The 15,976-nt window shown below is 38.9% G+C and carries 12 protein-coding genes; 7 read left to right on the forward strand and 5 right to left on the reverse strand.

The window, feature by feature from the left end; all coding sequences use genetic code 11:
- The first annotated feature begins 222 nt into the window (after positions 1-222).
- Positions 223-2,169, forward strand: coding sequence for a KUP/HAK/KT family potassium transporter (locus D7322_RS27000; RefSeq protein ID WP_121127282.1), 1,947 nt, complete (start codon positions 223-225; stop codon positions 2,167-2,169).
- Positions 2,170-2,245: 76 nt separating this feature from the next.
- Positions 2,246-3,157, forward strand: coding sequence for a 23S rRNA (adenine(1618)-N(6))-methyltransferase RlmF (gene rlmF, locus D7322_RS27005; protein ID WP_121127283.1), 912 nt, complete (start codon positions 2,246-2,248; stop codon positions 3,155-3,157).
- 61 nt (positions 3,158-3,218) lie between these two features.
- On the opposite strand, the gene D7322_RS27010 is transcribed toward rlmF, so the two are convergent.
- Together D7322_RS27010 and D7322_RS27015 are read right to left on the reverse strand one after the other, a co-directional pair.
- The gene (locus D7322_RS27010) at positions 3,219-4,913 is read right to left on the reverse strand and encodes an amino acid permease (protein WP_121127284.1); all 1,695 of its coding nucleotides are present in this window, start codon (positions 4,911-4,913) and stop codon (positions 3,219-3,221) included.
- Positions 4,914-4,991: 78 nt separating this feature from the next.
- Positions 4,992-5,675 carry an ACP phosphodiesterase gene (locus tag D7322_RS27015; protein WP_121127285.1) on the reverse strand — a complete coding sequence of 228 codons (684 nt, stop codon included), beginning with the start codon at positions 5,673-5,675 and terminating at the stop codon, positions 4,992-4,994.
- Between the two features lie 103 nt (positions 5,676-5,778).
- Here D7322_RS27015 and tyrS point away from each other — a divergent pair, with 103 nt between their 5' ends.
- Positions 5,779-7,059, forward strand: coding sequence for a tyrosine--tRNA ligase (gene tyrS, locus D7322_RS27020; protein WP_121127286.1), 1,281 nt, complete (start codon positions 5,779-5,781; stop codon positions 7,057-7,059).
- A 139-nt stretch (positions 7,060-7,198) separates the two neighbouring features.
- On the opposite strand, the gene D7322_RS27025 is transcribed toward tyrS, so the two are convergent.
- The gene (locus D7322_RS27025; protein ID WP_121127287.1) at positions 7,199-7,708 is read right to left on the reverse strand and encodes a GNAT family N-acetyltransferase; all 510 of its coding nucleotides are present in this window, start codon (positions 7,706-7,708) and stop codon (positions 7,199-7,201) included.
- A gap of 274 nt (positions 7,709-7,982) precedes the next feature.
- Between D7322_RS27025 and D7322_RS27030 the strand changes: the two genes are divergently transcribed.
- Positions 7,983-10,721 (forward strand): FtsK/SpoIIIE family DNA translocase, encoded by a 2,739-nt coding sequence (locus tag D7322_RS27030; RefSeq protein WP_121127288.1) that lies wholly within the window; start codon positions 7,983-7,985, stop codon positions 10,719-10,721.
- A 1-nt stretch (position 10,722) separates the two neighbouring features.
- Positions 10,723-11,370 carry a LolA family protein gene (locus D7322_RS27035; protein ID WP_121127289.1) on the forward strand — a complete coding sequence of 216 codons (648 nt, stop codon included), beginning with the start codon at positions 10,723-10,725 and terminating at the stop codon, positions 11,368-11,370.
- A 104-nt stretch (positions 11,371-11,474) separates the two neighbouring features.
- Here the strand turns inward: D7322_RS27035 and D7322_RS27040 are convergent, their stop codons facing one another.
- Positions 11,475-12,287, reverse strand: coding sequence for a lytic transglycosylase domain-containing protein (locus D7322_RS27040; protein ID WP_121127290.1), 813 nt, complete (start codon positions 12,285-12,287; stop codon positions 11,475-11,477).
- 243 nt (positions 12,288-12,530) lie between these two features.
- Here D7322_RS27040 and D7322_RS27045 point away from each other — a divergent pair, with 243 nt between their 5' ends.
- Both D7322_RS27045 and D7322_RS27050 read left to right on the forward strand, forming a co-directional pair.
- Entirely contained in the window at positions 12,531-14,039 is a 1,509-nt protein-coding gene (locus tag D7322_RS27045) for a pseudouridine synthase (RefSeq protein WP_121127291.1), read from the forward strand.
- A gap of 106 nt (positions 14,040-14,145) precedes the next feature.
- Positions 14,146-14,613 (forward strand): pyrophosphohydrolase domain-containing protein, encoded by a 468-nt coding sequence (locus D7322_RS27050; protein WP_121127292.1) that lies wholly within the window; start codon positions 14,146-14,148, stop codon positions 14,611-14,613.
- A gap of 121 nt (positions 14,614-14,734) precedes the next feature.
- Here the strand turns inward: D7322_RS27050 and D7322_RS27055 are convergent, their stop codons facing one another.
- Positions 14,735-15,685 (reverse strand): TIGR01212 family radical SAM protein, encoded by a 951-nt coding sequence (locus D7322_RS27055; protein ID WP_121127293.1) that lies wholly within the window; start codon positions 15,683-15,685, stop codon positions 14,735-14,737.
- Positions 15,686-15,976 lie beyond the last annotated feature (291 nt).

Below are 15,976 nucleotides of genomic sequence, written 5' to 3' on the forward strand. Positions count from 1 at the left end.
ATCAAATATAACGCTAACTATTTGAATTATCAACAACAAAGTTACTATTTTGTTTAAAAATTTTTTAGTGAAACACGGGATCAAAAGATTCTTTTAACAAATTTTAACAGCTCTTGCGCATGTCAAATGAAATGCTAAAATTTGGCGCAGAAAATGTATATGCTTAAAGTATAAGTAAAAAGTATATTTTTGCATTATATTTTGAAATAAAATAAAATTTAAATGACAGATAACAGTCATCACAACAGCATCAATAAGGTGAGTTTCGCCGGATTATTGATCAGTTTAGGAATCGTGTTTGGAGATATCGGAACCTCCCCGCTATATGTCTTCAAAGCAATCATGGGACAGGGTGCCATTCAAAAAGACCTGGTTTTGGGCGGCCTTTCCTGCGTTTTTTGGACGCTGACACTGCAAACGACCATCAAATATGTCTGGATCACACTACGCGCCGACAACAAAGGTGAAGGTGGAATTCTTTCACTTTACTCTTTAGTTCGCAAGAGAGCACCATGGTTAATTTTTCCAGCCATGGTAGGTGCAGCGACATTATTGGCTGATGGGATGATTACACCAGCCATCACCATATCCTCAGCGATAGAGGGTTTGGACATCAAATTTCCGGGCCTGCCAACAGTGCCGATTGTCGTAACAATTATTTCGTTACTTTTTATTATTCAACGGTTTGGAACTTCTGTTGTGGGAAAAGTATTCGGCCCATTGATGACAATATGGTTCACCATTATTGGCGTCCTTGGACTATCCCATATCCATTTGGCACCAGAAGTAATGAAAGCAATCAATCCCTATTATGCTTTTCATATTTTAATAACCTATCCGCACTCGCTACTCCTGATCGGTGCAGTATTTCTTTGTACGACAGGTGCAGAAGCGCTGTATTCGGATATGGGGCACTGCGGTAAAGCAAATATTCGTATCAGTTGGATCTACGTCAAAATTACATTGATATTGAACTATTTTGGTCAGGGAGCGTGGTTACTGACACAAGAAGGCCGGGTGTTGGGGGGTGAAAACCCGTTTTACTCCATTATGCCAGATTGGTTTATCGGTTACGGTATTGCTATTGCGACCATTGCCGCCGTAATTGCAAGTCAGGCGATGATATCCGGATCATACACGCTGATTTCAGAAGCTGTACGTTTAAATATATGGCCCAAGGTTGCTATCCGCTACCCAAGCGAACATAAAGGGCAATTATATGTCCCATCAATCAACCTAATCCTCTGGATTGGCTGTATGATCGTTATCTGGGTGTTTGAAGAATCAAGTAAAATGGATGCCGCCTATGGTCTTGCCATCAATTTAACGGTATTGATGACAACAGTTTTAATGGGCTATTTCCTAGCCATGAAAAAAGTAAATCGTGTGCTCATCGGCATTTTCCTGGTCGCTTATTTTGTGATAGAATTAACCTTCTTGGTTGGTAATGGTGTAAAAATTGCGCATGGCGGCTGGTTAACGCTATTATTGGCAATTGCTTTGTTCGGCACAATGTACTGTTGGTATACCGCACGTAAGATTAAAAATCGTTTTGTTAATTTTATTAATATCAATAAATACTATCCAATTATATCGGAATTGAGTGAAGACAAGTCGGTTCCACCTTTTGCTTCGCATCTGGTATACCTAACCAGTGCGAATTTCAAATCTGAAATCGAAGCTAAGATTATTTATTCCATCATCAATAAAAAACCGAAGCGTGCCGACGTCTATTGGCTGGTCCACGTCGATGTGATGGATCACCCACACACAAGAGAATACTCCATTGATCAACTTATCCCGGGAAAACTGATTCGTATTGACTTTAAATTAGGTTTTAGAGAAGAGCAGCGTATCAGCCTACTTTTCCGAAAAGTCGTTGAAGATATGGTGAAAAAAGGCGAAATTGATATTACAAGCCAATACGAGACCCTCCGTAAACATAATATTCCAGGAGACTTCAAATTTGTCGTGCTGGAGAAGGTATTATCCAAAACGAATCAGATGTCCTGGATCGAGAAAGTGATTATGGACATTTATGGATACCTGAAAAAAATGAGTTTATCCGAAGAAAAAGGATTCGGTTTAGATTCCAGTTTTGTCACCATTGAACGGGTTCCATTGAACTTCCCTCAAACGTCGGAGGTTCACCTCATACGAAAAGATTAAGTCTTTAAAGGTGATGCACAAGCATCACCTTTTTTATTCAATAGAATTGCATTACTTTTGTTGCAAATATTATAACATGGCAGACGCTAATCCAACAAAGAAATTACACCCTCGAAATAGACATCTCGATAACTACAATTTTGACGAACTTAGCAAAATCGAACCTTCCTTAAAAGATTTTGTTACCGTAAATGCTTATAAGCTCAAAACAATAGATTTCAACAATCCGGAAGCTGTTAAAATATTAAATCAAGCACTTCTTAAAAAGTACTACCACATCCAACATTGGGACATTCCAAAGGAAAATCTCTGTCCTCCTATTCCGGGTAGAGCAGATTATATTCATTATGTTGCTGATGTGCTTGCCAGAGATAACAACGGTGAAATTCCAAAAGGAGGAAAGGTACGAGTGCTTGATATCGGTGTGGGAGCCAGTTGTATCTATCCCATTATTGGTCACCAGGAATATGGCTGGAGTTTTGTTGGTTCCGAGGTTATAAAAAAAGCCTATAAAAACGCTATTGAGATTACCCGTACCAATATGAGTTTAAAAAAGAATATCCAAATACGGTTACAAAACAATCCAAAAGCGATTTTCAAAGACATCATCCTTCCTGATGAAAAATTTGACATGATCATCTGCAACCCACCTTTCTTTAGTTCCCAAACGGAGGCATTACAACAATCTGTACGTAAAACTACAGGTATAAAAGATGCTAAAATAGATGAGACAAGCGTTGTCCAAACCTTTTCAGGACAAGGAAGTGAGCTTTGGTGCGACGGTGGAGAGAAAGCTTTCTTGACACGTATGATATTTGAAAGTCAGTTCTATAGAGATCAGGTGAAGTGGTTTTCCTCATTAGTTGCTCACCGTGAAGATGTTCGCTTTCTACTACATAAACTAAAGAAAATCAATGTAAAAGAATCTGAAGTTATCCGTATGGAACAAGGCAATAAAGTAAGCCGAATCCTTTTGTGGAGATTTTAAATATCAAATAACAAAGGAGCTATTATTCGATAGCTCCTTTGTTATTTGATACAACACAATTCTAAGCAGAGGTTGATCTATTTAGTTTGGAGTGTTTATAACCATACATAAAATATACCCCTAAACCAATTACCAACCAAATCACAAAAATAATCCAATTACTAGCACCAAGCTCAGTCATTAGATATAGATTAATCAATATCCCGATAACAGGCAGGAGAGAGAAATTCATTTTAAAGCTATAAATGCTCAAACCTAACCATGTTAACCAAAATATGATTACCAACATTTTATGTTCAACAATTTCCAAAAGTGAAGATCTCTTCCACTCGTCTAATACATTCTGGCCATAAATAGCGATACAAGCAATCGCGATAATGAATCCTGCACCTACTAGATATTTTCCGTTGATGTAGGGAACTTTAAATTTGGATTTGGCCGATAATCCAGAATAATCCATGTAGAGCACACCTGCACAGACCAATATAAACGCAAAGAATGTACCTACACTTGTCAAGTCAACAAAAAAATCCATCTTGAAGAACAGCGAAGGAATAGCTACTACGAGCCCCGTTACAATTGTGGCAAAGGAAGGCGTTTTGTATTTCGGGTGAATTGTCGCAAATTTCTTCCACAACAATCCGTCCCTACTCATTGTCATCCAAATCCTTGGTTGCGCCAGTTGATAGACCAAAAGTGCACTAGTAATCGCAATAACCGATGTCACGGATATAATGCCGGCCATATGGTCAAATCCAACATACTTGAATACGAAAGCCAAAGGATCTTTTACGTTAAGTTCAGTATAGTTGACCATTCCAGTCAACACGATGGTAATAGCGACATATAGGACCGTACAGATCAGCAAGCAATAAATCATGGCTTTAGGTAGATCGCGTTGTGGATTTTTACATTCCTCGGCCGTTGTGGAGATCGAATCAAATCCGATAAAAGCAAAAAATACAGCAGCTACACTTCCGAGGACACCCTCCAAGCCATTTGGTGCAAACGGAGTCCAGTTTTCAGGCTTCACATAAAATATGCCACCAAAAATAACCGCCAGAATTATCCCCACTTTAATCATCACCATAATCATGCTCGCCTTTTGAGATTCCTTGATGCCTATATAGACAAGCCAGGTGACCAAAAAAGTTATTACACCAGCTGGCAAATCAAATATAATGGGCATTCCACCGATTCGTGGTGCACTGTTAAATGCTGCAAGCCCTTGTTGATCAATGATTGTAAGGTTTGCTAAGCCATGCTGATTCATTTTATCTACTGCATCAAAGGCATAACCCGGAGCCATGGAAAGCCAGGCCGGTATATGCAAACCAAATCCCGCTAACATGGAAACAAAATATTGTGACCAAGATATAGCAATGACCGTATTGGAAACCGCATATTCCAATACCAGTGCCCAGCCTATAATCCAAGCAAACAGCTCACCAAAAGCCACATAGGCATAGGTGTAGGCTGACCCAGAAACAGGCACCGTGCTCGCAAACTGCGCATAAGCAAGAGCAGTAAACACGCAGGCAAAAGCGGTAAAAATAAAGAGCAGAGAAACAGCGGGACCACCTTCATAACTCGCTAACCCGATGGTGCTAAAAATCCCAGCGCCCACAATAGCTGCGATACCCAATGAAACCAGATCGGTTACTCCCAAAACCTTCGCGAGGCCAGTTCCACCCTCGTTTTGGGTATCCAGTAGGATCTGATCAACACTTTTCTTCCGAAAAAGTCTATGTGACATGTAAAATTAGTTTTATGCGTAAAATTATGCGAAAATAAATATTTTCAAAGTCTTATGCTATTGGTATTTTTTAGCGGACTATTTAAAGTCCACTAATTCGTAATGAATATATTGGTAAATTTCCTGGTAGTCCCCCATATGATGATGTAAATAAGAAACCAATTGTTCCGTCAATAATTGGCGCTGATTCTCTTGAATTTCAAATTGCCACAACCGCTTACAGATATTAAAAAGTGCACCTGCAATCTTCTCCATATGCGCATAATCATATAGATATTTCCACTCAATGAATTGATGGTAAAATCTGTCGAATTTAGGAATATCACTTAATTGGTTTATTTTCAAGAATTTTCGCACAGCATCTTCGTTCACTTGAGACATTGCAATATACAATTTATCAATAGAAACAGCCCTTTGCTGCGTCAGAATATGGTCCAATAAGAGTTCCAAAGCAATATGCGCCATAAAAGAAGGCCGAATAGGTAATCCTTGCAAGCTTGATTGTATCTGCAACTTTAACTGATGGGTATGATGAAAAAAATACGTTGAATTATGAAAAAGGCGATCGACTTCTATGTGACGGTTCCAACCGATATAAAGTTGTTCCAGCAAGGGATTGTCCAGCAGTTCATTTTCATATTGTCTGGGTTTGAGCACAAAAGTTTTATCTGCATTTTTTAATAGATCGGGCAACAACCCACCGACAATTCGCTCGGGATTGGTTGCAAACCGCTCAAAATAAAAATGTGACAAAAAATTCATATTAGCTTATTAGCGTGTGCTTTTATATGGAATTATTCGCTCAATATACGCTTAATCTCCTATCTTTGCATCTTGTAAATTAAAAAATTAAATCCATTTAACAATGAGCTTTGTAGAAGAATTACGTTGGAGAGGCATGTTGCAAGATATTATGCCTGGAACTGAAGACTTACTTAATAAAGAAAAAGTCGCTGGCTATATTGGCTTTGATCCCACAGGAGACTCTCTACACGTAGGACACTTAACTCAAATCATGACATTGATCCATTTCCAAAATGCGGGACATAAACCGGTCGCATTGGTTGGCGGTGCGACCGGAATGATTGGGGACCCTTCTTTCAAATCTGCAGAGCGTAACTTACTTGACGAAGCAACTCTACAGCATAATGTTGCTTGTCTGAAAAAACAGTTAGGCAAATTTCTTGAATTTGGAGAAGGCGAAAATGATGCCCAGATGGTTAATAATTACGATTGGTTCAAAGATTTCAAATTTTTGGACTTTATTCGTGATATCGGTAAAATGATTACCGTCAACTATATGATGGCAAAAGATTCCGTAAAAAAACGTTTGGAAGGAGACAATGGTCTATCATTTACGGAATTCACCTATCAATTGATTCAAGGTTACGATTTTTATTACCTGTGGAAACACCACAATTGTAAAATACAAATGGGCGGATCTGATCAATGGGGTAATATTGTCACAGGAAGTGAAATGATCCGTCGCCAGGATCAAGGAACAGCTTATGCAATCACCACGCAACTGATTAAAAAAGCAGATGGTCAAAAATTCGGAAAAACAGAATCTGGAGCTGTATGGTTAGATCCAAAGAAGACTTCGCCCTATAAATATTACCAGTTTTGGTTAAACACCTCGGATGACGATGCCAAAAACTGGATTAAGATTTTCACACTTAAACCACAGGCGGAAATCGAAGCGATCATCAAAGAACATGATGCCGCACCACATTTACGCATTGTCCAAAAAGCATTAGCGAAAGACATCACTATCCGCACACACTCCGAAGAAGCTTACGAGACAGCAATCAAAACCTCTGAATTTCTCTTTGGCAATGGTACATTGGAATTTTTAGACAATTTAGATCACGAAGCCGTATTGGATGTGTTTGAAGGTATTCCGCAATTTCAGATAACAAGAGAAGATCTAAAAGCGGGAATCAATATCCTTGATCTCTTGGCTGTCAGTACGCAAGTTTTTCCTTCAAAAGGCGAAGCACGTAAAATGCTGCAAGGTGGTGGTGTTTCTATCAACCGTGAAAAAGCAACGGATATCGAACAACTTATTACCGAAGGTAATTTGGTAAACAATAAATACATCATTGCACAGCGAGGCAAGAAAAACTACTATTTGATTATTGCTTAAAAGTAGCTTTATTCAATAAAAAAATCCCTTCTTATTCTTTTAGAAGGGATTTTTTTATTTTTTATATATCACCTCAAGTACGCCATAAAATCTATTGGCTTTTAAGCTCATTTTTACCCAATTTTGGTACTATAATCACTTATTTGAGTAGTTTTTCAAAAGCACGACGGGCAGCACCTCGAAAATGAACTTCTCCGCAATATTGATATCCCAACTTATCAAATACATGCAGCATACCTCCGTTATCAAAGTTTGTGTCCACTTTGATGCTATATACACCATTAAGAACAGCGATTTCCTCCACTCCTTGCATAATGGCTGTACCAACACCTTTTACATGCGGGTCCTGAGCTGCGGCCAGGCGATGAATGCCCACATATTCGCCGTCACTGAGCCATTTGCCATCGATAGCATTGTAAGCAGGTTCGATATCGAAAATTATAGCGACATAACCGATAATTTTACCATCAGCCTCCACCACATGCCCATATCCTTTATCAATATCCGACTGTACTACATCTTCATTCGGATAACCATCTTGCCACTGCCTGCTGCCCTGCTCCTTGCGCAGTGCTATTGCCTGTTGGATAATTTCCCAAATCCTTCCTTTATCTGCCTGTTCCGCTTTCCGTATATGAAACTTATTCATAATGCCTTAATTTGATCAGTAAAACTACATAATTTACTTTAACTGTAAAAGACAGACAAACCAGCCTCTTCTTCCCGATTTACTCCAATCTTTATTGCAAATCTCTTCTCAGGGCATAGTATTTGCTAGTTATACATTGCTATTATTCATTTAATAGCCTATCTGGAATTATTCGTTTATGAAAAAAATACAAACTTAAAATAATAGTCTTCATGATCTACAAAATACTATCAAAATAACTAAGTTTGTAAGCAGTATAATTGTGAACTTTTCAATGTCAAATAAAGGAAATACATTTAGGCAGGCAGGAAATTCAGTTTCTGGCAAGCGTGCCCCATCAAAAGAATCGGCAACATTTAAAAAAGAAAAAAGTCAAAAAACCAACTTCCCCAGAGAATACTCAGATGCACAGCAAAAGGCTGTCAAAATTCTAGGGATTTTATTGATTGTACTTTCGTTGGCCTTCGCCACTGCTTTTGTTTCCTATCTTTTTACATGGGAAGATGACCAAAGTTATATCGCCAAAACAAATGGCGGCTGGGGAACCCTTTTTAGTTCTTCCGAAGAAATTCATGATGAGACTGTCGAACTACCTGTCGTTGACAATAAATTAGGGAAATTCGGTGCATTACTGGCCAACCAGTTTATGTATGAATGGTTTGGAGTTGCCGCCTTCCTCTTTATCCCGGTATTGTTCATTTTGGGCTATCGGCTATTATTCAAAAAATCACTACTCCCATTATACCGCACTGTAGTTTACTCATTTGTAGCTATTGTCTTTATTTCAGTTACATTGGGGTTCATGCATGGTTTTATGGCGGATACACCGCACATGTTAGAAGGTAAATTTGGTTTTTGGACCAATAAATTACTGGAGGCACAGGTCGGTGTTGTGGGTGTAGGCTGTATTTTAGCATTCGCTTACCTGACGACATTGATACTCTTGTACAATTTAGATTTTAAATTCGTATTGTTTAGCAATCGAAGGTCCAAATCATTATCCGAGGATCTCGAGGATGAAGATGTAGAAGATTCCTATTCCGCAAATAGTTTAAGGACCAAAGTTCATGTAGAAGATGACTCAATACAATCTGTTAGAGAATCTTTCCAACGGCCAACTTCAATAAATGAACGGTTTCAATCCAGTCGGGAGAATAATTTAAAAGAAGAGCTTGAGCGACCCGCATTTACGCATCATCCAATACCAGAGGTACAAATAGATCCAAAGGACAAGGTTATCCTCACCTTTGATGATAGCCCGCTGGAACGCACAGAACATACACCATCAATTAGCTTCACCATTGATCAACCGGAGGATGATAACGAAGATGAAGAAGATAACCTACACCTTCAGGCGAATTCCAGTCCGAGCATAACGATTGCGCCACAAGCGGAGCCAGAACCTCCTCTTGAAGTAGCTGTAATCCCAGGATTGGTTGTCGAAGACATTAAAGAAGAGAAGGAAATAACAGCAAGTGATCTTGTTGCCCAATTTGGTCAATATGATCCCAAATTAGATCTATCGGGATATCAACATCCGACACTTGACTTGCTCAGAGATTACGGAACAGGCAAAATAACGATCAATCAACATGAACTTGAAGCAAACAAAAACAAAATTGTTGATACACTTCGGAATTATAGCATTGAGATTGAAAGTATAAAAGCAACAATCGGTCCTACAGTAACCCTATATGAGATTATACCGAAACCCGGCGTACGGATATCAAAAATCAAAAATCTGGAAGACGACATTGCTTTAAGTCTTGCGGCACTCGGAATCCGGATTATCGCACCAATGCCGGGTAAAGGAACTATCGGTATTGAAGTACCTAACTCAAGCCCAGAAATGGTATCCATGCGTTCTGTATTGGCTACTGAAAAATTCCAAAAAACGGATATGGATCTTCCCATCGCATTGGGAAAAACCATTTCTAATGAAGTATATATTGCGGATTTAGCCAAGATGCCCCACCTTCTGGTTGCGGGAGCCACAGGCCAGGGTAAATCTGTTGGTATCAATGCGATTTTAACATCCTTATTATATAAAAAGCACCCAGCAGAACTCAAATTTGTGCTTGTCGATCCTAAAAAAGTGGAACTTTCCCTATTCAAAAAGGTTGAGCGCCATTTCTTGGCTAAGCTACCCGATGAGGAGGAAGCGATCATTACAGATACAAAAAAGGTAATCAATACACTAAACTCCCTTTGTATCGAAATGGATCAGCGATACGACCTGTTGAAAAATGCACAAGTTCGTAATTTAAAGGAATATAATGCAAAATTTATCAATCGCAGATTAAACCCTGAGGAGGGTCATCGATTCTTACCATATATCGTTCTTATTGTTGATGAGTTTGCCGATTTGATGATGACTGCCGGAAAAGAAGTAGAAACCCCTATTGCGCGGTTGGCCCAGTTGGCCCGTGCTGTAGGAATTCACTTGGTCATTGCGACCCAACGTCCTTCAGTTAATATCATTACAGGTACAATCAAAGCCAACTTCCCTGCTCGTCTTGCTTTCCGTGTGTTATCAAAAGTAGATTCGCGAACGATCTTAGATACCGGCGGAGCAGATCAGCTAATTGGTCGCGGGGACATGCTTCTGGCTACTGGAAGTGATTTGATACGTATTCAGTGTGCATTTGTCGATACACCGGAAGTTGAACAGATTTCCGATTATATCGGTGCACAACGTGGTTATCCATCGGCATTTATGCTTCCGGAATATGTAGATGAAAACGGAGAGGGTTCAGGCAGTGTAGATTTTGATCCAAAAGATCGCGATCAATTGTTTGAAGAAGCTGCTCGTTTGATTGTCATGCATCAACAAGGTTCTACATCATTAATCCAACGTAAATTGAAATTGGGTTATAACAGGGCTGGACGAATCATCGATCAATTGGAAGCCGCAGGAATTGTCGGCCCATTTGAAGGGAGTAAAGCACGTGAAGTACTTTATCCAGATGAATATTCATTAGAACAGTATTTGGAGACGCTAAGAAACAATTAACATGAAAAAACAAACCGGATTCGTGCTCAGCTTTTTGCTACTTATAGCAAGTCAATACAGTTATGCACAAAATAACGCAAAAGCGTTACTTAATAAAGTCAGTCAAAAATATAATGGATACAAGACCATACAGGCTGGCTTCTCTTTGGACATCAGACAAGTAAACGGAAGTTCACATAGTGATGCTGGCACTATATATCTAGACAAGGCAAATAACAAATACCATGTCAATACCAAAAACCAAATTCTAATTTCAGATTCCCAAACACAATGGAATATCATGAAAGCAGAGAAAGAAGTGGAAATATCGGAGGCCAGCAACTCAACAAATGAGATCAACCCCACCAATATTTTCACATTCTATACTTCGGGCTTTAACTATACTTTAGCTAATGCGGAAAAAGCAAAAGGAATAAGCTTGAGTGTTGTGGAACTGAAGCCTATTGATAGTAAAAAAAACTATTCCAAAATCAAATTAAGGATCAATAAAGCGAATAATTTGATCTACGATACAACTATTTTTGATAAGAGCGGCAACCGATATACATACACCTTGAACTCACAGGAGGGAAACAAGGCCATTGCATCCAGCTTTTTTACTTTTAATAAAAGCAACTACAGTGGATTTGATATTGTCGACCTAAGATAAGGATAAAGTCTGCCGTCGGATGGATCAACTTTCTGGTCAAATAAGACTAACAAAAAAAGGATTTCTCCATAGGGAAATCCTTTTTTATTTTGTTTTTTCTTTGTCTAGAGCATATTAGGTTCTCTATCCAATGTCTCGGTTTCTTTGTCCGCATAACGCGAATACCCATGTTTCTGCGGATGTTCGATAATTTCCTTCATGGAAACCAATTTATACACATAAGATCCAGTCTCATTGTTCAATTTCAAAGCAAAGTAATCATCCTTTTTTTGCCTTCTCATCGAACCTTTTAAACTCCCGTCTCCGACATTGTAAGCGGCTGCCACCAAAGTCCAGTTACCGAATTGAGCGTAAAGATATTTTAAGTAACGTGCTGCTGCATGTGTGGATTTCACAAGATCTTTTCGATCATCCACTGCACCATTGACCCGCAGGCCATATAAGCGCGCCGTTGCTGGCATAAATTGCCAATAACCACCAGCCCCTTTCGATGAAACGACAGTCTTACTTAGGCCGCTTTCCACCAATGGGATGTACTTAAAATCTTCTGGAATACCATGTGATTTCAGGATCTTAGCAATTTTAGGCAAATAGGTTTCCGCCTTTTTATGCATATCGTAGGACCCTGTTTTTTTAAATGAAAATCTACTGAAGAACTTGCGTAATTTGCTTTCCACTAATGGACGATCCATCGGTAATGAATCATCAGCAAACGTCAATGAACTCAGGTAAGATTCAAAAGAATTATTTTTCTCTTTTTTCTCTTCGTCGCCTCCAAGATGAGCTGGAGTTTCGACCAACTTCGCTGCAACGATCTTATCGCTACCAGAAGTGTTGTTGTGTGGGGTTGAGTATAATTTTGACAGCAATAAAGCAAACAAAATCAAACTACTACATAATACTTTCTTTCTTATCATTCACTCCCTTAATGCTATCCTATCCACGAGTAAATTCGATCAAAAAATAGCTTGGTTCAAATTCAAGGGTACAAAGATAAATAGTATTTATTTAAAAAACAAATAGTTACGTTCTAGCTATCTCAAAGGGCATTTTTTTAGCCTCCAAAGCACGAAAATGCAAGAAAAGACAAAAAGATAAGGATTTTTTCGCAAAACCCAAAATTATACCTAACTTTGCAGTTCACATTTTAGCAAAACACAATGCCATTCAGCAATAAAAGGAACAGTCGTGATGACAACTCCAGAAAGTCACGGGGCAACTCAGATAGCTTCAAATCTAGAGGCGACAAAAACAATAGTTTCGGTAAAAAATCATCCTTTGGTTCAAAGGATCAATCTGAAAGAGGTTCTTTCAGAAAAGATGATAACCGCGAAAACAGATCATTCGGATCTAATAAATACGCAGACAAACCTTCCTATAGAGGAGAAAGTAATTCCTTCCGTTCAAAAGATAATTCAGACAAACCTTTCAACAAAGGAGGCCGTTCATTTGACAAAAATGATTCGTCAAGATCTTTCGACAAAAGAGATTCCTTCAACAAATTTGATAAATCTGAACGTTCTTTCGACAAGAAAGACAATTTCAAACGCTCCGACAGAAATGATTCATCTAGATCATTTGACAGAAGAGAAGGCTCATTTGATAAGAGAGATAGCTTCAAACGCAATGACAGAAATGATTCATCCCGGTCATTTGATAAAAAAGACGCTTTCAATAAATTTGACAAATCCGAGCGTTCTTTCGAAAAGAAAGATGGAGCACGATCTTTTGGCCGAAAAGAAGGTTCATTCGAGAAAAGAGATTCGTATAAACGTTTTGTTAAAGATGAACGCTCTTCAAACGATCGCAACAAAAGTTTTGACAGACCCCATAAACCATCCAATAGAAAATTTGATGGTGACCGAAGCAGAAACTTTGACGAAAATAAAAATTTCGACGAGAAGCAATATATTAAGCGTCCTAAAAAGAAAACCGAAACTTCAACAGAAGACGACGGCTTAATTCGCTTAAATCGTTATATCGCCAATGCCGGTATCTGCTCGAGACGTAAAGCGGACGAATTGATCGCTGCAGGAGTAATTTGGGTAAATGGAGAACCTGTTTCTGAATTAGGGACTAAAGTTGATCCAGCAACGGACGAAATCCGTTACAATAACGAACGTTTAAAACGAGAGAAAATGGTTTATGTTTTACTGAATAAACCAAAAGATTATATTACCACTACGGATGACCCACAAGAGCGTCATACAGTCATGGAGCTTGTCTCTAAAGCTACTAAAGAACGAATTTATCCAGTTGGCCGTCTTGACAGAAATACAACTGGGCTCCTTTTGATGACAAACGATGGTAACCTTGCGGAAAAACTTTCCCATCCACGTAACAGCATCAGCAAAATATACAATGTAGAACTTAACAAAAGCCTTACTCAAGGAGATTTTAACAAAATTAATTTTGGTATTGAATTGGAAGATGGTGTTATCAAACCTGATGATTTAAGCTATGTACAAGGAGGTTCCAAAAGAGAAATAGGTATTCAGATACACTCCGGTAAAAATCGTATTGTACGCCGTATTTTTGAATCTCTTGGTTATGAAATTGTGAAGTTGGATCGTGTGGTTTATGCTAACCTGACGAAAAAAGATTTACCACGCGGGCGCTGGAGATATTTAGAAGAAAGAGAGATTGTTCAATTAAAACACTTGATCTAATCAAATCTCATTTGAAAAATAAAATAAAGGACGGTCATTCAGTTACCCGTCCTTTATTTTTTATATTTGCACCTGATAAAAAGAGAGTACAAAAAATTAAAAGAATATGACTGATCCAAAAACACTTTCATCCGTAGCGGAATTCCATAAAACATTCCAACATCCGATCTTGGATACACCAACGATTCCTTCCGAACAAAGATGTGCCCTGCGGGTCTCTTTGATAGCTGAGGAATTAAAAGAACTAGAGGAAGCTATCCAGGATAAAGATCTTGTGGAAATTGCCGACGCCTTATGTGATATTCAGTACGTCCTCGCTGGAGCTGTTCTTGAATTTGGTTTAAAAGATAAATTTTCAGCGCTTTTTGATGAAGTACAACGCTCTAACATGAGTAAAGCATGTAAAGACGAAGCAGAAGCTATTGCCACGCAAGAACATTACAAACTGAAAGGAGTAGAATCTTACTATAAAGAAGTTGACGGGAAATTTTTAGTCTTTAGAACAGCTGATAATAAAACACTCAAATCCATTAATTATTCTCCAGCGGATCTAAAGAGCATTGTCGAAGGATAATTTGCCTTAGGCGATATCATAAAATAAATACGGCCTCCTATGGAAGCCGTATTTATTTTATGATATCTCATTTTCCAATCTTTATGGAATTATATGCTCTACTCTTCATCGGAGAAATCTATTAATTGCATTGAAAGAGACTGCCTTGCACTACTTTCCGGGCCTCTAGCCCCTTGTCGATATAGGTCTGAATACCTGACTTCGGCAATCCCCAGTTAGGCGCGATCAACAGCTCCTTATCGGCAATACCGAAAATACGCTGAATAATCAGGTCAGAACGCAAACGTGGTATAAATTTCGACAAGAAATCCGTATAGCCTTCCATAGAAAATAATTCAAAAGGCTCACGCTTGTATTTTACGCCCATGATGGAGCCTTCCACAATATGTAAATGATGCAGTTTCACGAACTTAATTTGCGTGAAGCGATTAATCTCGTCGGCATATTTCAACATCATCTCCTCGGTCTCCCATGGAAAACCAAAAATCGTATGTACACAGAGTTCCAAAGGTGTATCCTTTAGCATTTCCATCGTCTTAACGAATTCGTCGTGCGAACATCCTCTGTTGATTCTATCCAAAGTATCATTATAAATAGACTCCATCCCCATTTCCAAATCCACATCGTAACGATCTGTATAAGACTCCAACAATGCAATCTTTTCAAAATCCAAACAATCAGGACGTGTACCCACAGAAAGACCTAAGGTATTTTCGGGGTCAATACTTAAAGCCTCATCAAACATCATTTTCAGTAGATGAGTCGGCGCATATGTATTTGTATTTGGCTGGAAATAAATGATAAATTTCTCAGCGCCATAGCTATTACGTGCTCTTTCAATGCCCGATTCCACCTGCTCCCGTATCGAAGGGATTTTACGGGCAGTATCCGGTGTAAAAGAATCCACATTACAGTAAGTACAACCGCCATAGCCCTTACTACCATCACGATTGGGACAAGTAAAATTACCATCCACGATCACTTTAAAAACTTTCTGTCCGTTATACTTTTGCTTTAAATAAGCGCCGTAATGATTATACGGTTTAATTCCGTTGTCCAATAATGTACCCATTGCGCTGCAAAGTTACTTAATAAAAATCATAAATGTATTACGGCTGAGGAACAAAGACTTGATTAGTACAGGCTCCTATGGCCTTTGTCGAGTTGCGGTTCGCGCCTAACTGTCAACGGGATTTCCGAAAGTAGTATATTCCTACGTATTTCCCTGACAGTAACGCTCCTCATCGCGAGGGAAGCACCCAAACAAAAGAAGCCCTTGACTGTTTCCAGCAAGGGCTTCCGTGTAAAAAAAGGCACCGACCTACTCTCCCACCTGTTACGGCAATACCATCGGCTCTGGCGG

Origin of the sequence: Sphingobacterium puteale, from assembly GCF_003627955.1 — a bacterium.
GTDB classification, from domain to species: Bacteria; Bacteroidota; Bacteroidia; order Sphingobacteriales; family Sphingobacteriaceae; genus Sphingobacterium; species Sphingobacterium puteale.